This is a genomic window from Spongiactinospora rosea (assembly GCF_003315795.1).
Taxonomy (GTDB): Bacteria; Actinomycetota; Actinomycetes; order Streptosporangiales; family Streptosporangiaceae; genus Spongiactinospora; species Spongiactinospora rosea.
Genome location: NZ_QMEY01000002.1, coordinates 454,951 through 479,180, shown reverse-complemented (window position 1 = coordinate 479,180; position 24,230 = coordinate 454,951). Strand labels below are relative to the sequence as shown.

Genomic DNA, 24,230 nt, shown 5'->3' with positions numbered 1-24,230 from the left:
CGGCGGCGGGCGACGCAAGGGAGGGCCGGGTGTTAGGGTCCTGGAGGAGGAAGATACGACACGGAGGACGGGGGCGGCTTCATGCGCGACGACTCACAGCCTTTCCAGGGTTTGTTCTCTCCGGCCGGGACTTCTTCTTTCACCGACTTCGCCGCTTCGGCGGCGCCGGGGCTGGTGCCATGGGAGCGCCGGCCACCGGCCACCGCGGTCGCGGACCAGATCCCGCACTCCACCACGATCATCGCGGCGACCTGCGCGGGCGGCGTGGTCATGGCGGCCGACCGCCGGGGCACCTCCGGCAACATGATCGTGGAGCGCAACGCCGAGAAGGTCTACCGGGTGGATGACTTCTCCTGTGTGGGCGCGGCGGGCGCGGGCAGCATCGGCATGGAGCTGACCCGGCTGTACGGCGTGGAGCTCGAACACTACGAGAAGGCGGAGGGCCGGGCGCTGTCCGTCGAGGGCAAGGCCAACCGGCTGGCGGCCATGATCCGGGGCAACCTGGGGATGGCGATGCAGGGCATGGTGGTCGTCCCGATCCTGGCGGCCTACGACGACGAGCGGGGCATCGGCCGGATCTTCACCTACGACGTCGCGGGCGGGCCGTACGAAAGCTGGCAGTTCCACGCGATCGGGTCGGGTTCGATCTTCGCCAGGGGCGCGCTGAAGAAGCTGTACCGCGAGGACGCCTCGCCGGACGAGGCGGTGCTGACCTGCGTGCAGGCGCTGTACGACGCCGCCGAGGACGACGCGGCCACCGGCGGTCCCGACGTCACCCGCCGCACGTACCCGCGGGTCGCGGTCATCACCGCAGAGGGCTTCCACCAGCTCTCCGACGATGAGGTCGAGGTGCACGTCCGGGCCATGCTCGACGGCCGGATGACCCGCCCCGACGGCCCGGCCGCATCCCTCTCCTGATCCTGCCCTCCTGATCCTGCTCTGATCGATTCCGTTCTGATTCTGTTCTGAGGCGCGGTACCGGCCCCTCGGCGTGGCGTACGCCCCGAGGGGCCTTTGGCTTGCCCCGTTTGTTTTGGGTGTGTCCGAAAACCGGCTCTCCTGTCCAAAAATGCGATGCCCCTAATGCATTTTCGTGGGCGGCCGGAATCAGAGCGCGGTGGTGGCCGCCGCTTTGTATGTGATCGGCCGAGGTGGAAACGGACGCTTGGTCGAATACCCACCGCTGCCGTCCGTATCCGAGTGATGCGACTTACCGCCTTGCCTCGGGTGGTGAGGGGTTGACGATGCTTTGCAGGAAATGTTTCCATGACTGCGCGGGTCAGCCAACCTGACCGGCGACGGGGCACGCTCGGGGAACGATGGATCGCGCCTGGCCGTCGCCGGCCGATCTTCATACTCTCCAACCGCATGAGGAGTGCCGTGCCTGGCGTGCGCAATCTCTTTCATGACCCGGAAGTCGCTGGATTCCTTGAAGGTCTGTATTTAGGTAAGTTTCTGTGGCATTTAGTGGAACATTTCCCCCAACAGGAGGCGGTGGACCGGAAAGCGGGCGACGAGGTTCTCGCCGACCTCGACGCCCTGCTCCGCAGCCGGGTCGATCCGACCGAAGTGGACCTCACCGGGCGGCTTCCCGAGGGCCTGCTGGACGAACTGCGCACCCGGGGGTTCATGTGCCTCCAGGCGCCCAGGGAGCTGGGCGGGCACGGGCTGTCCTGCTACAACACCTACCGAGTGGTACGGCTGGCGGCGAGCTGGTCGGTGCCGGTGGCCCTGGTGATCGCCATCCAGAACGCGGTGGGCGTCGGCGCGCTGCTCCCGGCGCTGCCTCCCGGGCCGCTCAGCGAGCTGGTCCGTGCGCAGGTCGCGGGCGGTGTGCTGTCCGGCTCGGCGGACACCGAGCCGGAGGGCGCGGCCAACGCCCGGCGGACCACGACGGCCCGCCCGACCGAGGACGGCACGGCGTACCTGATCAGCGGCGAGAAGATCCACATCGGCAACGGGCCCATCGCCGAGATGATCACGGTCTCGGCGGCCGTGCGCGGCGAACCAGGGGAGCCCGCGCGCCTGTTCTTCACGCCCACCGGCGGGCCGGGGTTCGAGGTCCGGTCTGAGCACGAGTTCATGGGTGTCAAGGGTTTCCCCAACGCCGCGTTGACGTTCACCGACCTGCGCGTGCCGCGCGAGCACATGTTCGTGGAACAGCGGCAGGATTCCACCGTGCGCATCACCGGCGAGCTGACCAAGCTCGTGTCCCGGGGCAGGCTGTACCTGATCGTGGCGCCCTCGTCGGCGATCGCGAAGCTGTGCCTGGAATGGTCGCGCGATTTCATCTCCCGCCGGAAGATCGACGGGCGCGAACTCGGCGAATATGACGAAATCCAGCGCATGATGGCCGAATCCCTCGCCGAGGTCTTCGCCATCGACGCGATCAGCGAGTGGAGCCTGCTGTGCGAGGACCAGCCGCGCGCGGTCAATGTACGGTTCGAGCAGAACGTCGCCAAGAACATCGGCTCGGTCACCTGCTGGCGGATCATTGACCGCACGATGTCACTGCTCGCGGGCGAGGGATATGAGACCGCGCGAAGCAAGGAACGCCGGGGCGCGCGGCCACTGCCACTCGAACGCTTTTTCCGCGACGCACGTAATTTCCGGATATCCGGGGGCATTGATTTCCAGATCGACAACTGGACGGCGCAGCTCGCCATCTTCAGCTACTACTACCCGGAGCCGTACGCGGAGGAGCCGGCCGACGGGCCCGACCCGGAATGCCCCGATCTGAACGCCCGCAACCAGGACCACCTGATCTTCGCGGCCCGCGAAACCCGCCGTTTCGGCCGCATCTGCCACCGCCTGGCGGCGGCCCATCCGGCGGCGGAGCTGTTCCAGCGCGAACACCTGATGATCGCGCTGAACCAGATCGTGGACGAGATCCTCACCATGTCCCTGACCCTCGCGAGGGCCGCCCAGTGGTCCCGGGACGGTAGGGAGGACGGCCAGGACCTGGCCGACATCTTCTGCACCCGCGCCCGCCACCGCCTCACCGCCCTCTGGCACGAGGTCGATGCCCAAGGCCACCCCGAACCCGCCTACGCCCAGGTGAGCACCACCTGGCTCGCCGGTGGCGATGGCCACGGCGGTGACGGGGACCGCCGCTTCGGCGGCCTGCTCGACGGCATCATCACCGAAGTGCCCTCCGCCGTCGGCCGTACGGCCGAAGCGGGAACGGCGGGCCGTGAGGCCGGCGGTGTGGCGCGGGCGGCGGGTGACGGGGCACCGGCCGTGAATGGCCAGGGCGAGGGGGGGACCCGGCTGTGCGCGGTGAGGGCCAGGTGCCGGGTGGGTGAGGTGGGGGCGGACGGCGACCGATGTTGACCGAACGCTGACGACGACTACACGGGGGACTACGGTCATGAGTGTTGAGGCGACGGCCACGCCCGCTACCACGACGGAGGCGTCCGAGGTTCCTCTGTCGGTCGCGCAGGAGGCCATCTGGATCTATTGGCAGGTCGCCCCGGACGACCCCGCCTACACCGTGTGCCTCCCGCTCCTGCTGGAGGGCGAGCTGGAGGAGGCCCGGCTGCGGCGGGCCGTGACCAGGCTCGGGGAGCTGCATCCGGCGTTGCGGGGCAGGGTGGTGACCACTCCGCAGGGGCCGAGTCTGCGGTGGGCGGACGCGCCGCCGATCCCGGTCGTCGAGCGTCCGGTGACCGGCCCGGCCGAGGCGGCGGTACGCGAGCGCGCCACCGTACCGTTCGACCTGCGGCGCGGCCCGCTGCTGCGGGTCGAGACACTGCGCGGGCCCGGCTACCGGATCGTGCTGTTCGCCGGGCACCACATCGTCCTGGACGCGACCGCGTGCGGCCTGCTTCTGGGCGAACTGTCCCGGCTCTACGCCGGACACGACCTCGCCCCGCCCAACGACGCGCACGTACTCGCCGCGTTCGCCCGGCGGCAGCGCGAGCTGTCGGACGGCCCAGAGGGCGAGGCCCACCGCCGCTTCTGGCGCGACCACCTGGGCCCCGACGTACCACCCCTCCTCCTCCCAGCCCCCACTGACGAACCGGGTCATGCCGTGTTGCATCGGATGGTGGATTCGGGGTTGGTGGGGCGGGTTGAGGAGGTGGCGGATGAGCTGGGGGTTCATCGGCTGGTGCCGTTCTATGCCGCTTGTTGCATCCTGATCGGCCACTACACCGGACGTTCCGACCTGGTGCTCGGTACCACGTACCACGGTCGCCGGGATCCCCTCGTGCAGGACCGGGTGGGGTTCTTCGCCAACACGCTGCCGCTGCGCCATCGTCTGTCCCGGGACCTCACTTACCGCGAGGTCGTCCAGCGGTTGCACCGAAATCTGGTCGGGGCGACGGCGTACGGGGATCTGCCGATGCCGGTGATCCTCAGGGAGGCCGGGCTGGGGGGTGAGGCCGCTCGGAAGAGCGCCAATCAGGTGGTGTTCGGGTACTGGGCCGCGCCGCCCGTTGATGTGATCGACATCCTGCGGGTCCCGCTGGGGGCCGCCACGCTGCGGATGCTGCCGACGGAGGACGTCGCCGACTACGCGCTCACCGTGTTCCTCCGGGAGGACTCCGCCGGGGCCACCGTGAGCTGGCGCGACCCCGGCGGCGTGGTCGGCCCCGAGATGCTCGCCCGGCTCGCCGACGACTACCCCGTGATCCTGGATCGGCTGCTGGCCGCGCCGGACGAGCCGCTGTCGGCCCCGGTTCCCGCGCTCACCGCGTACGTCGATCGGCTGCGCGGCGATGACCCACCGCCGCTCCCGATCCAGAGCGGCACGAGCGGGTTCGAGCCGCCCGGCGACCTGGCCGCCGCCGCCCATAAGCTCGGTGTCACCGTCGAAGCCCTTCTCCTGGCCGGGGTCGCGGGGGTGCTGCGCCGCCACACGGCGGGCCCCCGGCTGAGCGTGACGCGCCCTGCGGGCCCGGTGCCGATGCGTCTGGAGCCGCCGCCGGAGGCGACGTTCGCGCGGTTCGCCCGGAACATCCACGAGGAACTGGCCGTAGCCCGCGACCTCCGCCTCCCCCCACCGCACGTCCTGCGGCGGCTGCTCGGCGACCACGACCCCTACGGCGCGGCCGTCGTCTCCTTCGGCGGCATCGAGCCACCCGGGGACGGCCCCGCGCTGCGCTTCACGTTCGACCTCGAAGGCGGGTCAGGGCAGGTCCCGGCGGCCTTCGCCGGGCACCTCACCCGCTTCCTGGCCTCCGTGATCGCCGACCCCGCCCAGGCCGTCGATGACGTCGAGGTGCTGTCGCCGGACGAACGCCGGGCGCAGACGACCGGCTGGGAGGACATCGGCCACCCCCAGGTCAGCCTGCCCGAGCTGCTGCGCGACCGGATGCGCGCCGCCCCGCAGGCCGTCGCGCTGACCCATGGCCGCGAGCACGTGACCTACGGCGACCTGCTCGAACGCGTCGAGGCGCTGGCCCGTGGCCTGGTGGCCCGGGGAGTACGGCCCGGAGACCTGGTGGGTCTGCTGGTGCGGCGCGGGATCGGGCAGGTCGAGGCGATCTTGGCGGTGCTGTTCGCGGGGGCCGCGTACGTGCCGATCGACGTGACCACCCCGGCCGCCCGGCGCGCGTTCATCCTCGCCGACTGCGGCGCGAAACTGCTGGTCACCGACGACGAGCAGGTGAAACCGGCCGTCACCCTCGCCGAACTCCAAAGCGCGGCAGCCGCCCTCCCCGACATCTCCCCGGACGCCCCCGCCTACTGCATCTACACCTCCGGCACCACCGGACGCCCGAAGGGCGTGCTGATCACGCATCGCAACGTGGTCCGGCTGATCGTCAACGACCGCCCGCCGTTCGCGTTCGGCCCGGACGACGTGTGGACCCTGTTCCACTCCTACGCGTTCGACTTCTCGGTCTGGGAGCTGTTCGGCTGCCTCGCGTACGGCGGCAGGCTGGTGATCGTCGGGGCCGAGCAGGCCAGGGACACCGAGCAGTACCTCGCGCTGCTGCGCGCCGAGCGCGTCACCGTGCTCAACCAGACCCCCAGCGCGTTCGCCCACCTGCTGGCCGTCGCCCCCGAGGCGCGGCTGGACCACCTCCGGTACGTGATCTTCGGCGGCGAGCGGCTGCGCCCGCGCGCGCTCGCCGGCTTCGCCCGCCGCCACCCCGGGGTGGAACTGGTCAACATGTACGGGATCACCGAGACCACGGTTCACGTCACCGTCCACCGGATCACCGAACAGGACATCGCGGACGACCGCAGTAATATCGGCCGTCCCATCCCGACCACCACCGTCTACCTGCTCGACGACCGGCTGCGGCTGCTGCCCGCCGGGGCGGTGGGGGAGATCTGCGTCGGCGGTCTCGGCGTGTCGCCGGGGTACGTGAACCGGCCGGAGCTGACCGCCGAGCGGTTCGTGCCCAACCCGTTCGGCCCCGGCCTGCTGTACCGCAGCGGCGACCTGGCCCGGTGGCTCCCGGACGGCGCGCTGGAGGCCCTGGGCCGGGCCGACGGCCAGGTCAAGGTACGCGGCCACCGGATCGAGACCGGCGAGATCGAGTCCTGCCTGCGCGAGCACCCCGGCGTGGCCGGGGCGGCGGTGCTGCTGGAGGGGGACCGCCTGGTCGCGTACGTCCGTCCGGCCGGGGAGCGGATCGGCGCGGCCGAGCTGCGCGAACACGTCCGCGCGGCGCTGCCCGGTTACATGGTCCCGGCGGCGTTCCACGAGGTCGCCGCGTTTCCGCTGACCGTCAACGGCAAGCTGGACCGCGCCGCCCTGCGCGCGACCGCCACCCCGCTCGCCGCGACCGGCGACACCACCGGCACCGCCGACACCGCCGAGGGCACCGCGGGCGAGGTCGCCCGGCTGTGGGCCGACCTGCTCGGTGTACCCGAACCCGGCCCCGGCGACTCCTTCTTCGACCTCGGCGGCCACTCCCTGCACGCCACGCGGGTCATCGGCGCGGTCCGTGAGCGCATGGGCGTCGAACTGCCGCTGCGCGTGCTCTTCGAACGCCCCAGGCTCGGCGATTTCGCCCGCGCCCTGGACGAGTACCGCGCCGACGACCCCGAGGAGGACGACGGCGAGTGGGTGCCGCCGTCCGGCATCCAGCGGCAGATCTGGCTGGCCGAGCGGGTCGCCCCCGACGAGGGGCTGTACCAGGTCCCCATCGTGCTGCGGGTGCGCGGCGACCTGGACCCCGTCCGGCTCGCCGACGCGCTGGCCCGGGTGATCGCCCGCCACGAGGTGCTGCGCACCCGGTTCGCCGAGCGCGACGGCGAACTGTGGCAGGTGGTCGGCCAGGGCTGGCACCCCGAGATCGAACGCCATGACCTGCGCGGCCTCACCGCCGCCGCCCGGGAGCGCCGGGTCCGCGCGATCGTCGCCGACGGCATGGACCCGGGCTCCGGGCGTCCGCTCAAGGCCGCGCTCGCCGACCTCGGCGACGGCGAGCACCTGCTGATCCTGCGCCTGCACCACCTGGTGTGGGACGAGGGGTCCACTCCGGTGTTCCTGCGCGACCTGCGCCACTGCCACGACTCCCCGGAGAACCCCGCGCCACCGGCCCCGGCCGCGCCGATCGCGGGCGACACCCTGCGCCGGGTCGCGGACGTGTGGGCCGACCTGCTCGGCGTACCGGCCCCCGGCCCGGACGCCTCCTTCTTCGACCTCGGCGGGCACTCGCTGCTCGGCGCGCGCATGCTGGCCCGGATGCGGGCCGCCTTCGGGATCAAGGTGCCGCTGCGCACGCTGTTCGAGTCGCCCCGGCTGGGCGACTTCGCCGCCGCGATCGAACGCGGGCTCGCCGCCCCCCAAGCCCCCGACGAGGTGATCCCCGACGCGGACTGGCTGCCCGCCTCCGGCTTCCAGGAGCGCATCTGGTTCGCCGAACGCCTTGAGCCGGACACCGCCGTCTACCACGTACCGCACACCTGGCGGATCTCCGGGCGGCTGGACCGCGACCGGCTCGCCGGCGCGCTGGCCCAGGTGATCGCCCGCCACGAGATCCTGCGCACGCGCTTCGCCGAGCGGGACGGGCGGCTGTGGCGGGCGGCCGGGGAGCCGTGGCGTCCGGCGGTGGAGTACCACGACCTGCGCGCCCTGCCGAACGGCGAAGCGGAGGCCGACCGGCTGCGCGAGGAGGCCGTGCGGACACCGTTTACGCCGTCCTCCGGCCGGCCGCTGCGGGTCCTGCTGCTCGACCTGCCCGGCGATGAGCAGTTGCTCTTCCTGTGCGTCCACCACCTGGTGTGGGACGGGCAGTCCGCGCCGCCGTTCCTGCGCGATCTCGCCGCCTGCTACGACGGCCGCCCCCCGGCCGGGCCGCCCGCGCGGTACGACGACGTGGTGGCCCGGCTCGCCGCCGGGCGGGAGGGTGCGGGGCTCGCGTACTGGGCGGGGGCGCTGGCGGGCGCGCCGCCGTACCCGGACGTCGCGCCGCCGGTCCCGGCCGAGCCGCACGGCGCGGTGACCGTCCCGCTGCGCCCCGACCTGGCGGACCGGCTGCGCGCGTTGCAGCGGGCGCGCGGCGCGAGCCGGTTCATGATCTTCGCGGCGGCGCTGGCGGCGACGCTGCACCGCCGTACCGGCCGCTCCGAGCTGACCGTCGGCACCCCGGTCGCGCTGCGCGACGACCCGCGCGCCCGGTCCGTGGTGGGGCCGTGCCTCAACTCCGTCGTGCTGGTCTCCCGGGCGCTGCCCTCCGACACCCTGGGTCAGCTCCTGCTGCGGACCCGCGACGCCGTACTCGACGCGGTGGCCCACCACGACGTGCCGTTCGAGGCGGTGGTCGAACGGCTCAACCCGCCGCGCAGGCCCGGCTGGACCCCGTACCTGGACGTCACCCTCAACCTGAACACCGTTCCCGCCGAATGGCCCGCGATCGGCGGGCTGAAGACGACCGCCGAGCCGATGGACTGGATCTGGCGGCACGAGCAGAAGTTCGGGCTGACCTTCACCGTCACCGACCGGGGCGACCGGCTTGCGGCCGTGCTGTCCTACCGCGGCGACCGCTACCGGCGCACGGAGGCCGAGTGGCTGGCGGGCGCGCTCGGCCGGACCCTCGACGCGTTCGGCGACCTGCTGGACCGCCCGCTGGAGAGGATCGAGCCCGACACGGTCCGGCAGGCGCCGCCCGCCGCCCGGTACCGCGACTTCGTCGCCGCCGAGGCCGCCGCCAGGGACGACGCGGCCGGGCTCGGGCACTGGGCGCGGGTGCTCGACGGCGCTCCGGCGTACCTGGACCTGGCCACGCCCGTCGCGCCCGCCCCGCACGGCACGGTCCCGGTCGAGCTGCCGCCCCGGCTCGCCGACCGGCTGCGCGACCTGGCCGCGACGCGGGCGGTGACGCCCTTCCAGGTGCTGGCCGCCGCGCTCGCCGCCGCCCTGCACGCCTGGACCGGCCGTCCGGACGTCACCTTCGGCACCCCGATGGCCAACCGGGACCGCGAGGAGTTCGCCGACCTGGTGGGTCCGCTGCTGAACACCGCCGTCGTGCGGTCGCGGCGGACGGCGGACACCACGCTCGGCGGGCTGCTCACCGCCGTGCGGGACGCCCTGCTGGACGCGCACGAGCACGCCGCCGTGCCGTTCGAGGCGGTGGTGGACCGGCTCAACCCGCCCCGGCTGCCCGGACGCACGCCGTACGTGGACGCCATGCTGTCGGTGGAGACCGGGCAGCCGCCGGTCCGGCTGGGCGCGGCCCGGCTGGAGCTGGACACCGGCCACGAGGACGCGGCGGTGTCCGCCAAGTTCCCGCTGACCGTGCACTTCCGGCAGGAGGGCGGCCACTTCACCGGCCGGGTCGCCTACCGGGGCGACCAGGTGGCGGCGGCCGACGCCGCCACCCTGGCGGGGCTGGTCGGGCGGCTGGTCAGGCGGTTCACCGAAGACCTGGACCGGCCGCTTTCCGCGTCGGTCCTGCTGGACGCGCCCGAGCGGGCCCGGCTCGGCATGTTCGAGCACGGGCCGCGCCCCGCGCCGCCGACCACCGTGCCCGCGCTGCTCGCCGAACAGATCGCCCGCCGCCCGGACGCCCCGGTCATTGGCTCGCTCACCTACCGTGAGCTGGACGAACGGGCGCGGGCGCTGGCCGGGCGGCTGCGCCCGCTGGTCCGCGGCCCGCTGCCGGTGGCCGTCCTGCACGCGCCGCGCGGGGCCGACTTCGTGGTCGGCATGCTGGCGGCCTGGTACGCGGGCTGCGCGTTCTGCCCGATCGATCCGGATCACCCCGATGAGCGGGCCGCGTACGTGCTGCGCGACACCGGCGCGGTCGCCCTGCTGACCGCCGGGTCCCCGCCCGGCACGGACGTCCCGGTGCTCGACATCGCGGCGGACGAGCGGCCCGCGGGGGCGTTCGAGCCGGTCACGCCCGATCCGGCCGCGCCCGCGTACGTCATCTACACCTCCGGCAGCACCGGCACCCCCAAGGGTGTCGTGGTCGGCCACGGCAACCTGGCCCACCTGGTGCGCTGGTACATCGACGCCTTCGACGTCGGCCCCGATGACCGTGGCGCGCACCTGTCCAGTGTCGGGTTCGACGCCTCGCAGTGGGAGGTGTGGCCCTACCTGGCGGCGGGCGCGCGGGTCGTGCCGCACGAGCGGCCGGTGGTGATCTCGGACGTGGCGGGCTGGCTCGCCGAACGGGAGATCACCGTGTGCTTCCTGTCCACGCCGCTGGCCGAGGTGGTGTGGGCCGATCCGGTCCCGCTGCCCGCGCTGCGCTGGATGCTGTACGGCGCGGCCCCGCTGACCCGGCGTCCGCCCGCCGACCTGACCTACGAGGTGTGCAACAACTACGGGCCCACCGAATGCACGGTCGCCGTGGCGTCGCTGCCCGGCCCGCCGCCCGCCGATGGGCCGCTCAACGTCGTCGGCCGCCCGATCACCGGGGCGTCGATCCACGTACTGGACGAATCGGGCGGCCGGTGCCCGGCCGGGGTGCCCGGGGAGATCCACATCGGCGGTGACGGGGTCGCCCTCGGCTACCTGGGCCGGCCCGAGCTGACCGAGGAGCGGTTCGTCCGCGACGCGCGCACGGGGGAGCGGATCTACCGCACCGGCGACCGCGGGCGCTGGCTGCCGGACGGCACGCTCGCGTACCTGGGGCGGCTGGACCGGCAGCTCAAGGTACGCGGGCACCGGGTCGAGCCGCGCGAGGTCGAGGCGCACCTGCTGGCCGACCCGCTGGTCGGGCGGGCCTTCGTGACGGGCGACGCTACGCGGCTGCTGGCCTACCTGGTCCCGGCCCAGAGCGACCCCGACGGCCGGGCCGTGCTCGCCCGGCTCGCCGGACGCGTCCCGCGCCACCTCGTGCCGGACCGCGTGGTGTGGCTGGACGACCTGCCGACCACCCCCAACGGCAAGGTGGACGTGGACCGGCTGCCCGCCCCCGCCCGCGAACCCGAGGGCACCGTCGCCGAGCCGGACACCGACCTGGAACGACGGGTCGCGCGGATCTGGGCGGCGGTGCTCGACCTGGACCGGGTCGGCGTCGAGGACAACTTCTTCGACGCCGGAGGCAACTCGATGCTGCTCGCCCGGCTGCACGCCCGGCTCCAGGAGGAGCTGGACGCCGGGCTCTCGATGCGACTGCTGTTCCAGTATCCGACCGTGCGGTCCTTCGCCCAGGCGTACGCCGGGGCCGCCCCACCGGCGCGCGACCACGACGACGGTTCGATCCGCGACCGGGCCGCGCGCGCCCGGCGGTACCGCACCACACGCCCCCGGAGGGATGCAGAGCGATGATGATCGAGAACGCGGTCGCCGTCGTCGGGATGTCGTGCCGGTTCCCCGGGGCCGCCGACACCGCCGAGTTCTGGGCGAACCTGCGCGCCGGACGCGACACCATCAGCAGGTTCACCGACCGGGAGCTGCGCGCCGCCGGGGTGGACGGCCCCGGCCGGGTGGTCCCGGCGGGCGGTACCGTGCCCGGCGGCGAGACCTTCGACCGGCGCTACTTCGGCTACAGCCTCGGCGAGGCCGCCACCATCGACCCGCAGCAGCGGGTGTTCCTGGAATGCTCGGCCGCCGCGCTCGACGACGCGGGCATCGACCCGCACCGCTACAAGGGCTGGATCGGCGTGTTCGCCGGGTGCGACCTGGCGAGCTGGGAGCTGGACGTCGGCGCGGGCGACCCCACCGGCCAGATCATCGGCAGGGAGAAGGACTTCCTGGCCACCCGGGTGGCCTACAAGCTGGGGCTGCGCGGCCCGGCGATCACCTTGCAGACCGCCTGTTCCACGTCGCTGGTCGCGGTACACGAGGCGCGGCTGAAGCTGCTCGGCCACGAGTGCGACGTCGCGCTCGCCGGCGGCGTGTCGCTGCGGCTGCCGCAGACCGGCGGCTACCGCTACACCGAGGGCGGCATCCTGTCGCCGGACGGCCACTGCCGGCCGTTCGACGCGGCGGCGGCGGGGACCGTGCCGAGCGGCGGCGTGGGCGTCGTGGTGCTGCGGCGGCTGGAGGACGCGCTGGCCGACGGCGACCGGATCCTGGCGGTACTGCGCGGCGCGGCGGTCAACAACGACGGCGCGGACAAACCCGGCTACACCACCCCGTCGATCTGGGGCCAGCGCGACGTCATCCGCTTCGCCCACCAGGACGCCGGGGTGGAGCCCGGCGAGATCGGCTACGTGGAGGCGCACGGCACCGGCACCAAGGTCGGCGACCCGATCGAGATCGCCGCACTGACCGCCGCCTTCGGCGACGCCGCACCGGGTACCTGCCGGATCGGCGCGGTCAAGAGCAACATCGGGCACACCGGCGCGGCGGCCGGGGTGGCCGGGCTGATCAAGACCGTGCTCCAGCTCAGCCACGGCGAGCTGGTGCCGACCGTCCACTTCCGGGAGCCGAACCCGGAGATCCGGCTGGAGTCCACGCCGTTCCGGATCTGCCGGGAGCGCGAGCCGTGGGAGTCGGCCGGGCCGCGGCTGGCTGGGGTCAGCTCGTTCGGCATCGGCGGGACCAACGCGCACGTCGTACTGCAAGAGGCCCCCGCCGTGCGGCGGGCGGCGCAGCCGGACCGGCCACGGATCTTCCCGGTGTCGGCCGCCGATCCCGACGCCCTGACCAGGCTGCGCACCGCGCTCGCCGATCGGGTCGCGGACTCCGCGGACCCGCTCGGCGACGTGGCGTTCACCCTCACCGAGGGCCGCCGTACGCTGCCGCACCGGCTGGCCGTGCTCGCCGAGGACCGCGCCGGGCTGGCCGCCGCGCTGCGGGACGGTACCGGCGCGCAGGCCACCGAGGAGCCGGGCGCGGTCCTCGCCTTCCCCGGGCAGGGCGTGCTGCACCAGGGCGCGGGACGGGCCGCGCACCGGCTTTTGCCGGAGTTCCGGACCTCCTTCGACGAGATCAGTGAACTGGTCGCGGCCCGGTACGGCATCGATTTGAAGGCGCTGTTCGCGGGCACCGCCCCGCTGACCGACACGGTGTTCGCGCAGCTCGCCCAGTTCGCCCTCGGGTACGCCCTCGGCGCGCAGGTCAGGGCGTGGGGGGTGCGGCCGGTCGCGATGATCGGCAACAGCGTCGGCGAGTACGTGGCCGCGGCGCTCGCGGGCGTGTGGGACCTGCCGGACGCGCTGAGCGTCATCCACGGGCGCGGGCGCGCGATGCGGGCCGCCCCGCACGGGCGGATGCTGGCGATCCCGCGCCGTCATGCCGACCTGTGCGAGGGCCTGGACGGCGTCACGGTCGCCGTCGATGCCCCGCATCAGCTCGTGCTGTCCGGCCCGGCCGGGCGGATCGAGGCGCTGCACGAGTCGTGGCGGGCGCGCGGGGTGGGCGGCACGCTCCTGGAGACCGCGCACGCCTTCCACTCGCCGCTGATGGACCGGGCGGCGGGCGAGCTGCGCGAGGCCGTCGCGGCGGTGCCCGCCCGGCCGCCGCGCGTGCCGTTCGTCTCCAACCTGACCGGTACGTGGGTCGGCGACGACCAGGTGGGCGACCCGGAGTACTGGACGGCGCACCTGCTCGGCACGGTCCGGCTCACCGAGGGCCTGGCGGCGGTGCTGGGCCGCGACGACGCGGACCTCCTCATCGAACTCGGGCCCGGCGGCAGTACGATCCGCGCGGCCCGGCGGCACCCGCTGTGGAACGAGCGGCGCGCGGCCCTGGCGTCTCTGGGCCGCTCGGCCGACACCGAACGCGCCGACGTGCTGCGCCTCACCGCCGGTCTGTGGGAACGCGGCGCGGAGGTCGGCCTCGCCGCCTTCCTGGATGCCGAGGGGCGGCGCTGCGCGCTCCCCGCCTACCCGTTCGCCCCCCTCCGCTGCGACCGCCCCCGCCGCCGCCCGGCCACCGCGCCCCCCACCGGCTCCCCGCTGACCGCCCTGGCCTGGGAGGAGACCCGCGACCGTCTCGACCTCACCACGGGCGTGGCGGCGTCCGATCCGGCCCTCGCCGAGATGTTCGGCGTGCCGCACCTGACCGGGGACGTGCCGGTCGCGACCGTGCTGGCGATGATGCCGGAGCACGACGTCTTCGCGTCGCTGGACGGGCTGGCGGAGGGCGCGCAGGCGGCCGGGGCGATGCTGGTGGTCGCCGGGTACGGGCTGGCCGACCCGCTCGGTACCGAGCCGTCCCACCCCGCCGCCGCCGAACTGGCCGCCTGGGTCGCCGCGCGCGGGCGTACCGGCGTCCAGGCCGCGGTGGTGGACCTCGGCCCCGGCGACCCGCCCGCCCACCTGCCGCTGCCCCGGCCCGGCGTGACGTACGGCTGGCGGGGCCGCCGCTGGTGGGCGCTGCTGCCCCGCCCGGTGCCCCTCGCCCCGCCCACCGGGGAAAGCGCGCCGAACGCGCTGGTCGCCGCCACCGCCGGGCGGAGCCTCGCCGCCGACCTGGCGAGCGCCGGTGTCCGCGTGGTCGGCAGCCTCACCGACGGACCGCCCCCCGCCGAGCTGGTGCCCCAGGCGGTCGCGAGCGACGCGCCCTGGCGTCCGGCGGACTCCCGCCTGTCCGCGCGCCCCGACCTGATCGCCGCGCTGAACCGGTACGCGGGCGGCCTGATGGGCCGCTTCGTCCTCGCCCGCGCCGGAACCCGGCAGACCTTCACCCCCGGCGACCTGCGCCGCCGCCTCGACCCCGGGGACCGCATCCCGCGCATGGCGGAGTTCATGATCTGCTCGGCGGCCGAGGAGGGCTTCCTGCACGAGGGGCCGGACGGTCACCGGGTCGCCCCCGACGCCCCCGCCCTGGTCGCCGCCGCGCTGGACGCCCGCCGCGAGCTGACGGAGGTCGCGGGCGGCGTCCGCATGCTCGACCGGATCGCCGACGCTCTGCCGTACGTCTTCGACGGCGAACGCGAGCCCGTCGCCGTCCTGTGGCCCGACGGCGACGAGAGCATGCTCCGCGCGCACCTCGGCGACTGCCAGGTCGAGATCTACGACGGGGCCGCCTGCCTGGCCGCGCTGCGCCGCTCGGTACGCGACATCCACGCCCGCCGCGACGGCGGGCCGCTGCGCATCCTGGAGATCGGCGCGGGCCACGGCGGCTTCACCTGGCCGCTGATCGACGACTGGCCCGGCCGGGACGACGTCGACTACCACTTCACCGACATCAGCACGCTGCTGGTGCGCCGCGCCGCCAAGCGGGCCGCCGACCGCGGCATCACCGGCATGCGGTTCTCCACCTACGACATCACCCGCGACCCGCTCACCCAGGGCCTGCCCGCGGGCGGCTTCGACCTGGTGATCGCCTACAACGTGATCCATGTCGCGCCGTCCGTGCACGCCGCGCTGCGCCGGATCGGCGGGCTGCTCAGCCCCGAGGGCATGCTGGCCATGGTCGAGGTCACCCAGGTGGACCGCTGGAGCCACCTGCTGTGGGGGCTGGCCCCCGGCTGGTGGGCCTTCGACGACGACCTGCGCCGGGACTCCATCCACCTCGACGCCCCGACCTGGGAACGCGTGCTGCGCGAGTCCGGGATGTCGCGCGTCGCGCTCGTCCCCGGCGACCCCGGGTTCGACCACACCCTGATCCTCGCCGCCCCCGAGCAGCACCCCGAGCAGCACCCCGAGCAGCACCCCGCCCCCGGGGACGCCGACGCCCTGGTGTACCTGGTGACCGGCGGGGACCTGGCGGCGGCCGGGCGGCGGTGGGCCGAGTTGCGGGCTGACAACTCGTCGAAGGCGGTGGTCGTCAGCGTGGACGGCACCGACGCCGCCGCCGAACACGCGCGCGCCGCACTGGACCCGCCCGAAACGGACGGGCCACCCGCCTGGCACCACGTACGCGTCCCCCGGCTCGGCCCGCCGGAGATCGCCGCGCTGCCCGCCCTGCTGCGTTCCACGCTCCCTGGCACGGCCAGGCTGGACGCCGCCGCGCTGCCCCCCGAGATCGTCGAGGAGACCCCCGGCCCCCAGGCGACGACCCCGGCGGCCACGGCCGACGGCCCGCTCGCCGCCCTCTGGTGCGAGGAACTGGGCGTCGCCCGAGCGCGCGAGTCCGACGACTTCTTCGCGCTGGGCGGCGAGTCGCTGGCCGCCGTCCACCTGCTGGCCCGGGTCCGCGACACGTTCGGGGTCAGCGTGCCGATGCCGGAGTTCGCCCGCCGCCCGACGTACGGCAGGCTGTCCGAACTGGTCGGCGAGCGCCCCGCCGCCGCCGAGCCGGCCCACGCCGACCTGATGGTGCTGGCCGAACGCGGTGACGGCGTCCCGATCTTCCTGGCCGCCCCGGCCGCCGGGAGTTCGCTGTGCTACCGGCACGTCGCCGCGCTCATCGACGACCGCCCCGTCTACGGCCTGGAGGCCCCCGGCCTGCACGACGGCGGCGTCTCACCGGCCCGGCTGACCGACATCGCCGCCGCGCACGTGGCGCTGGTCAAGAAGGTGCGCCCGCACGGGCCGTACCTGCTCGGCGGCTGGTCCTTCGGCGCGATGGTGGCGCACGAGATGGCCCGGATCCTGGCCCGGCAGGGCGAGAGCGTCGAACTGCTGCTCGCCATCGACGGCTTCCTGCCCGACACGCGCGGCCGTGCGGTGGCCACCCGCCCGTCCTGGCTGCTGCGCGGCCTGTGGTTCCAGGGCCAGGCCCTGCTCGGGCTCGGCGGCCCGCGCCGCGAACTGAACCTGCACGGCCTGGCCCGCGACGGCGGCCGGGTGCACCGGATCGGCGAGGTCACCCAGGGCGGGCGGGCCGTCGGCGACCTCGTCCCCGACTACGCGGGCGTCCACAACCGCAACATCACCGCCATGCTCCGGCATGTGCCGCGCCCCGCGCCGTGCCCGGTCGTGGTGTTCAAGACCAGGGCCGACGCCGGGCTGCGCGCCCGGCTGCGCGCCCACCTGGCGCCGCTGTACCCGCGCGGCGTCCAGGTAGTGCCGGTGCCCGGCGACCACTGGACCGTACTCGACCAGCGGCACGCGAAGATCCTCGCCGACCGCATCCGGGCCGCCCTCCCGGCGGCCGTGACGTCCGACGCGGAAGGAGACACCCGGTGAGTGACGCGTCCACCGTGACGGCGTTCCCCTCCGACTTCAACCTGCTGCGGGTCGCGGTCGAACCGCCCCTCCAGGTCAGGCCTTCCCAGAAAGGGAGTGCGCATGAGTGAGACCGTGCCGTGGGTGGTCTCCGGTCCGGACGCGGGCGCGCTGCGGGAGCGGGCGCGGCGGCTGGCGGAGTTCGTCGCGGGGGATTCGTCGCTCCGGGCGGCGGACGTGGGGGTGTCGCTGGCCGGGGCGCGTCCGGTGTACGCCCACCGCGCGGTCGTCGTCGGCGAGGATCGGGCGGAGTTGCTGGCCGGGCTGGAGCGGGTCGCCTCTGACGTACGGGCCGGTGACATGGGCAAGATCGCGTGGGTCTTCCCAGGTCAGGGCGCGCAGTGGCAGGGGATGGGCCGGGAACTGCTGGCCACCGACCGGATCTTCCGGCAGGCGGTGCAGGAGTGCGCGGCGGCGTTCGGGCCGTTCGTGGACTGGTCGCTCGCCGACGTACTGGCGGGCCGGGCCGACGAGTCGTGGCTGGGACGCGTGGACGTCGTGCAGCCCGCGCTGTTCGCGATGATGGCCGGGCTGGCGCGGGTGTGGCGGGCGCACGGCGTCGAGCCGGACGCGGTGATCGGGCACTCCCTGGGGGAGACCGCGGCGGCGTACGTCGCCGGGGCGCTGTCCCTGGAGGACGCGGCACGCGTGACCACCCTGTGGGCCAAGGCCCAGGCCCGGCTCGCCGGGCAGGGCGCGATGGCCGCGATCACGATCCCCGTGGACCGGATGCCGGAGCTGCTGCGGCCGTACGGCGAGCGGATCATCCTGGCCGGGGTCAACGGGCACTCCTCGATGCTGCTGTCCGGCGAGGCCGGCGCGATCGAGGACCTGCTGGCGGCGTGCGCCGCCGACGGGCTTTGGGCCCGCCGGGTGCCGGTGTCCTTCGCGGCCCACTCGCCGTACGTCGAGGCCGTGCGCACCGAGATCCTGGACTCGCTGGCCCCGATCAGGCCGCGTCCCGCCGCGATCCCGCTGTACTCCTCGGTGACCGGCGACCTCCTGGACACCCGGGAGATGGACGCCGGGTACTGGTACGCCAACCTGCGCCGCACGGTCCGCTTCCACGACGCGACGCTGGCGCTGCTGCGGCAGGGGTTCGGCGCGTTCGTCGAGCTGAGCCCGCACCCGATGCTGACCGGCGGCATCGAGCAGAGCGCGGAGGCGGCGGGCCGCACGCCCGGCGCGGTGACCGTGACCGGCTCGCTGCGCCGCGACGACGGCGGCCGGGCCCGGCTGCTGACCTCGATGGGGGAGGCGTACGTCCGGGGCGTGGAGGTGGACTGGACGGCGGCGTTCGCCGGGCTCGGCGGGCGCGCGGTGGAACTCCCCGAGCCCGGCTTCGCCGGTGATGGGCCCGGCGCGGTCCTGGACCTGGTCAAGACGCAGGTGGCCGCGCTGCTCGGCGACGTCGCCGGGCCGGGCGGCGTGCCGTCCGACGCGGCCTTCCAGGACCTGGGCATCGACTCGATGCTCGCGGTGCGACTGCGCGACCGGCTGGCCGAGGCCGCCGGCGTGCCGCTGCCCGCCACGCTGGTGTTCGACCACCCGACGCCCAGGGCGGTCGCCGGCCTATTGCTCTCCCTGCTGCCGTCGCGGCAGGCTCCGGCCGCGCCCGGCGTACCGGCCGCCGAGGCCGCGCCGGACGACGACCCGATCGCCATCGTCGGCATGGGCTGCCGGTTCCCCGGCGACGTACGCTCCCCCGAGGACCTGTGGGACCTGGTGATCTCCGGCCGCGACGCGATCACCGACTTCCCCGCCACCCGGGGCTGGGACCTTCCCCGCCTGTTCAGCACCGACCCCGACCGGCCCAACACCAGCCTCGCGCGCAAGGGCGGGTTCCTGAGCGACGCGGAGCTGTTCGACGCGGAGTTCTTCGGGATCAGCCCGCGCGAGGCCGCCGCGATGGACCCGCAGCAGCGGCTGCTGCTGGAGACCGCGTGGGAGGCGCTGGAGCGGGCCGGGATCGTCCCGGCGACGCTGCGCGGCAGCCGTACCGGCGTGTACGCCGGTGTGATGACCCAGGACTATGGCCCGCCGCTGTACGCCGCGCCCGCCGACGTCGAGGGCTACCTGCTCACCGGCAACGTGGCCAGCGTCGCCTCCGGGCGGATCTCCTACTCGCTCGGCCTGGTCGGACCGGCGATCAGCGTGGACGCGGCGTGCGCGTCGTCCCTGGTGGCGCTGCACCTGGCGGCCGACTCGCTGCGCCGCGGGGAGTGCTCGCTGGCGCTGACCGGCGGCGCGACCGTGATGGCCAACCCGGGCATCTTCGTGGAGTTCAGCAGGCTGCGGGCGCTGGCCCCGGACGGGCGGTGCAAGCCGTTCTCCGCCGCGGCGGACGGTACGAGCTGGTCCGAGGGCGTGGGCATGCTGCTGCTCGAACGCCTGTCGGACGCCCGCAGGAACGGGCACCCCGTGCTGGCGCTGATCCGCGGCAGCGCGGTCAACCAGGACGGGGCGTCGAACGGGCTGACCGCGCCGCACGGCCCGTCCCAGGAGGCGGTGATCCGCCAGGCGCTGCGCGGCGCGCGGCTGGACCCCGGCGACGTGGACGTGGTGGAGGCGCACGGCACCGGCACCACGCTGGGCGACCCGATCGAGGCCGGGGCGCTGCTCTCCGCGTACGGCCGGGACCGGCCCGCCGCCCGGCCGCTGCTGGTCGGGTCGCTGAAGTCGAACATCGGCCACCCGCAGATCGCGGCGGGCGTGGCGGGGATCATCAAGACGGTGCAGGCCATGCGGCACGGCATGGTCCCGGGGACGCTGCACGTCGGCGAGCCGTCGCCGCACGTGGACTGGGACGCGGGCGCGGTGCGCGTCGTCACCGAGCCGACGCCCTGGCCCCGGGTGGACCGGCCGCGCCGCGCGGCGGTGTCGGCGTTCGGGATCAGCGGGACCAACGCCCACGTGATCCTGGAGGAGGCCCCGCCGTCGGAGCCCCTGGCGGTCCCGGCCTCGGTGGACGTGGTGCCCTGGGTGATCTCCGGCCGGGACGCGGGCGCGCTGCGGGATCAGGCGCGGCGGCTGGCGGGGTTCGTTTCGGCGGATTCGTCGCTTCAGGCAGTGGATGTCGGGGCGTCGCTGGCGGGGTCGCGTTCGATCTTCGCCCACCGGGCGGTGGTGGTCGGCGGGGATCGGGCGGAGCTGCTGGCCGGGCTGGAGGAGCCCACCTGCGCTGGCGTGGCCGGTGACATGGGCAAGGTGGTGTGGGTCTTCCCCGGTCAGGGCGCGCAGTGGCAGGGGATGGGCCGGGAGCTACTGGCATCCTCCTCGGTGTTCCGGGAGGCGGTGGAGGAGTGCGCGGCGGCGTTCGGGCCGTTCGCGGACTGGTCCCTGATGGACGTACTGGCCGGTCAGGCCGACGAGTCGTGGCTGGAACGGGTGGACGTGGTGCAGCCCGCGCTGTTCGCCATGATGGTCGCGCTGTCGCGGGTGTGGCGCTCTCACGGCGTCGAGCCGGACGCGGTCATCGGGCACTCCCAGGGCGAGATCGCCGCCGCGTACGTCGCCGGGGCGCTGTCCCTCGCGGACGCCGCCCGGGTCGTGACGCTGCGCAGCCGGGCGCTGGTCCGGCTGGCCGGGACCGGCGGGATGGCCGCGATCACCCACCCCGTGGCCGAGCTGGACGGGCTGGTCGCCCGGTACGACGGCCGGCTGTCCGTCGCGGCCGTCAACGGCCCGGCCGCCGCCGTGGTCGCGGGCGAGGCCGACGCGCTGGACGACCTGCTGGCCGCGTGCGAGGCCCGCGAGATCCACGCCCGCAAGGTCGCCGTGGACTACGCCTCGCACTCGCGGGCCGTGGAGTCGATCCGTGACGATCTGCTGCGCGACCTCGCCCCGATCGCGCCGCGCGCCTCCCGGGTGCCGCTGTACTCCACCGTGACCGGCGACGTCCTGGACGCGCGGACGATGGACGCCGGGTACTGGTACGACAACCTGCGGCACACCGTCCGTTACGCCGACACCGTGCGCGGGCTGCTGCGCGCCGGGCACCGGGCGTTCGTCGAGCTGAGCCCGCACCCGGTGCTCACCCTCGGCACCCAGCAGACCGCCGAGGACGCCGGGGCCGACGTGGTGACGGCCGGGTCGCTGCGCAGGGGCGAGGGCGGCGCGCGGCGGCTGCTGACCTCGATGGCGGAGGTCTTCGTGCGCGGGGTCGCGGTGGACTGGACGCCCGCGTTCGGGGCCGGGGCCCGGCGGGTGGACCTGCCGACGTACCCGTTCCGGCGGGAACGCCACTGGCTGCGCGACACCCACCCGAACGCCGGGACCCTGACGGCGGCGGCGGTGCACCCCTTCGCGGACAGCGCGGTCGAACTCGCGGGCGGGCACGGCCGGCTGTTCACCGGCCGCCTGTCGCTCACCGCGCACTCGTGGCTGTCCGGCCACACGCTGCTGGACGCCGCCGTGTTCCCCGGCACCGGCTTCGCCGAACTGGCCCTGCTCGCCCGCGACCGCACCGGCGCGGGTCAGGTCGAGGAGCTGACCCTACAGGTCCCGCTGGTCATTCCCGAGGACGGCGTACTGGAACTCCAGATGCTGGCCGGTCCCGCCGACGGGTCCGGCAGGCGGGCGCTCGACGTGTACTCCCGTCCCGACGGCGAGGACGCCTGGACCCACCATGCCACGGGCGTCCTCGCGCCCGGCGACGCCGCGCCCCCTGTGGCCGTCGGGGCGTGGCCGCCGCCGGACGCGGTACCGGTGCCGATCGGCGGCCACTACCGGCGGCAGGCCGAGCGCGGCATCGGCTACGGGCCGGAGTTCCAGGGGCTGCGGGCGGTGTGGCGGCGCGGGGAGGACGTGTTCGCCGAGGTCCGGCTGCCGGAGGGGCTGCGTGGGGGGTTCGGCGTCCATCCGGCGCTGTTCGACGCGGCGCTCCAGGCGGTGGCGGCGGGCGGGCTGCTCGACGGCGACGACCCGCGCGGGCGGCTGCCGTTCTCGTGGGGCGGGGTGCGGCGGTACGGGAAGAGCGGCGGGTCCGCGCTGCGGGTACGGCTGACCCGCACCGGACCGGACGCCATCGCGCTCACCGCCGCCGACGACACCGGGACGCCGGTGGTGTCCGTCGATTCGCTGGTGCTGCGGCCCATGTCGGCCGAGCAGATCCGCGACGCGCGCGGCGTCCACAAGGACGGCCTGTTCCGGGTGGACTGGGTACCGGCCCCCGCCGCCGCCCCGGCCACCGGGACGTGCGCGGTCATCGACGCCGACCCGCTCGGGCTGGAGAAGACGCTCACCGCGGCCGGCCTGACCTGCCGCAGTCATCCCTCGCTGTCCGTTCTGGCGGAGGATGACCTGATCCCCGATGTGGTGCTGGTGACGTGCCTGTCCGAACCGCTCCCGGCCGCCGCCGCCGTGCGGCAGGGCGCGGGGCGGGCGCTGGCGTTCGTGCGCGAGTGGCTGGAGCAGGACCGGTTCGCCGCCTCCCGCCTGGTGTTCGTCACCCGGGGCGCGGTCGCGGCGGACGACGGCGACGACGTACCGGACCTCGCCGCGGCCCCGGTGTGGGGGCTGGTGCGGTCGGCGCAGTCGGAGGCCCCGGGCCGGTTCACCCTGGTGGACGTGGACGACGGCGGGGCGCTCCCGGCCGCGCTCGCCCGCCCCGAACCGCAGCTCGCCGTACGCCGGGGCACGGTCCTCGTGCCGCGCCTGGCCGCCGTGCCCGCCGCTGCCGGTGTCCCGGCGTGGGATCCGGACGGCACGGTACTGGTCACCGGCGGCACGGGCACGCTCGGCGCGGCCCTCGCCCGGCACCTGGTCACCCGGCACGGGGTGCGGCGGCTGGTGCTCGCCGGGCGGCGCGGCGGCGGCTCTGAGGCCGCCGAGTTGGACGCCGAGCTGACCGCACTCGGCGCGCACGTCACCTGGGCCGCCTGCGACGTGAGCGACCGGGACGCGGTGGCCCGTCTGCTGGCGGGCATCCCCGCCGAGCATCCGCTGACCGGGGTCGTGCACGCCGCGGGCGTACTGGACGACGGCGTCGTCACCTCGCTCACCCCCGAGCGGCTGGACCGGGTGTTCGGGCCCAAGGTGGACGCCGCGCTCAACCTGCACGAACTGACGGGGGACCTGGCGCACTTCGTGCTGTACTCGTCCTTCGCGGGCACCTTCGGCACGTCCGGGCAGGCGAACTACGCGGCGGCCAACGCGTTCCTGGACGCCCTGGCCCATCGGCGGCGGCGGTCCGGGCGGGCCGCCGTGTCGATCGCGTGGGGGCTTTGGGCGCAGGCCAGCGGCCTGACCGGGCACCTGGGCGAACGCGACCTGGCCCGGCTGGCGGCCTGGGGCCTGGCCCCGATGCCGTCGGACCGCGCGCTGGCGCTGTTCGACGCGGCGAGCGCGGGGGACGCGGCGCACGCCGTCGCCGTACGCCTGGACACCATCGCCCTGCGCGCCGCGAACGGCCCGGTCGCACCCCTGCTGCGCGGCCTGGTCCGCGCCCCCCGGCGGACAGAGCCCGCCGGCCCCGGGGCGTCGCTGGCTCGGCGCGCGGCCGAGGCGTCCGGCGGCGAACGCGAACGCCTCCTGCTCGACGCGGTGCTGGCCCAGGTCGCGGCGGTACTGGGGCACGTCTCGCCCGAACGCCTGGACCCCGCGCGCTCGCTGCGCGAACTGGGCTTCGACTCACTGACCGGCGTCGAGTTGCGCAACAAGCTGAACGCCGTGACCGGGCTGCGGCTCCCGGCCACCCTGGTGTTCGAGCACCCGACGCCGGTACGACTGGCTCGGTTCCTGGACGGCAGGCTGTCTGGCGGCGGCGGCGCGGGCTAGCATCGGGGAAGCGGGTGCAGGATGAGGCGAGGAGTGCA

Annotated in this window: 5 protein-coding genes; all 5 read left to right on the top strand. The window is 74.7% G+C overall.

All coding sequences use genetic code 11. From position 1 onward, the window contains the following. Window positions 1–81 precede the first annotated feature (81 nt). The 5 genes from prcB to DP939_RS07350 all read left to right on the top strand — a co-directional run bounded on the left by prcB (window position 82) and on the right by DP939_RS07350 (window position 24,192). Complete coding sequence (gene prcB, locus DP939_RS07370) at window positions 82–918, top strand: proteasome subunit beta (protein WP_113979835.1); 837 nt, start codon at window positions 82–84, stop codon at window positions 916–918. Window positions 919–1,494: 576 nt separating this feature from the next. Further along, window positions 1,495–3,333, top strand: coding sequence for an acyl-CoA dehydrogenase family protein (locus DP939_RS07365; RefSeq protein WP_158578495.1), 1,839 nt, complete (start codon window positions 1,495–1,497; stop codon window positions 3,331–3,333). Window positions 3,334–3,370: 37 nt separating this feature from the next. After that, window positions 3,371–11,680, top strand: coding sequence for a non-ribosomal peptide synthetase (locus DP939_RS07360; RefSeq protein WP_113979833.1), 8,310 nt, complete (start codon window positions 3,371–3,373; stop codon window positions 11,678–11,680). After that, the gene (locus tag DP939_RS07355; protein ID WP_113979832.1) at window positions 11,677–17,376 is read left to right on the top strand and encodes a type I polyketide synthase; all 5,700 of its coding nucleotides are present in this window, start codon (window positions 11,677–11,679) and stop codon (window positions 17,374–17,376) included. The genes DP939_RS07360 and DP939_RS07355 overlap by 4 nt, the downstream gene beginning before the upstream one ends. A gap of 102 nt (window positions 17,377–17,478) precedes the next feature. Continuing rightward, window positions 17,479–24,192 (top strand): type I polyketide synthase, encoded by a 6,714-nt coding sequence (locus DP939_RS07350; protein WP_113979831.1) that lies wholly within the window; start codon window positions 17,479–17,481, stop codon window positions 24,190–24,192. Window positions 24,193–24,230: the final 38 nt, after the last annotated feature.

What these genes read in the sequence shown, in the direction of transcription:
- prcB (WP_113979835.1), top strand. Translation starts at nt 82, where the DNA reads ATGCGCGACGACTCACAGCCTTTCCAGGGTTTGTTCTCTCCGGCCGGG.
- DP939_RS07360 (WP_113979833.1), top strand. Translation starts at nt 3,371, where the DNA reads ATGAGTGTTGAGGCGACGGCCACGCCCGCTACCACGACGGAGGCGTCC.
- DP939_RS07355 (WP_113979832.1), top strand. Translation starts at nt 11,677, where the DNA reads ATGATGATCGAGAACGCGGTCGCCGTCGTCGGGATGTCGTGCCGGTTC.
- DP939_RS07350 (WP_113979831.1), top strand. Translation starts at nt 17,479, where the DNA reads ATGAGTGAGACCGTGCCGTGGGTGGTCTCCGGTCCGGACGCGGGCGCG.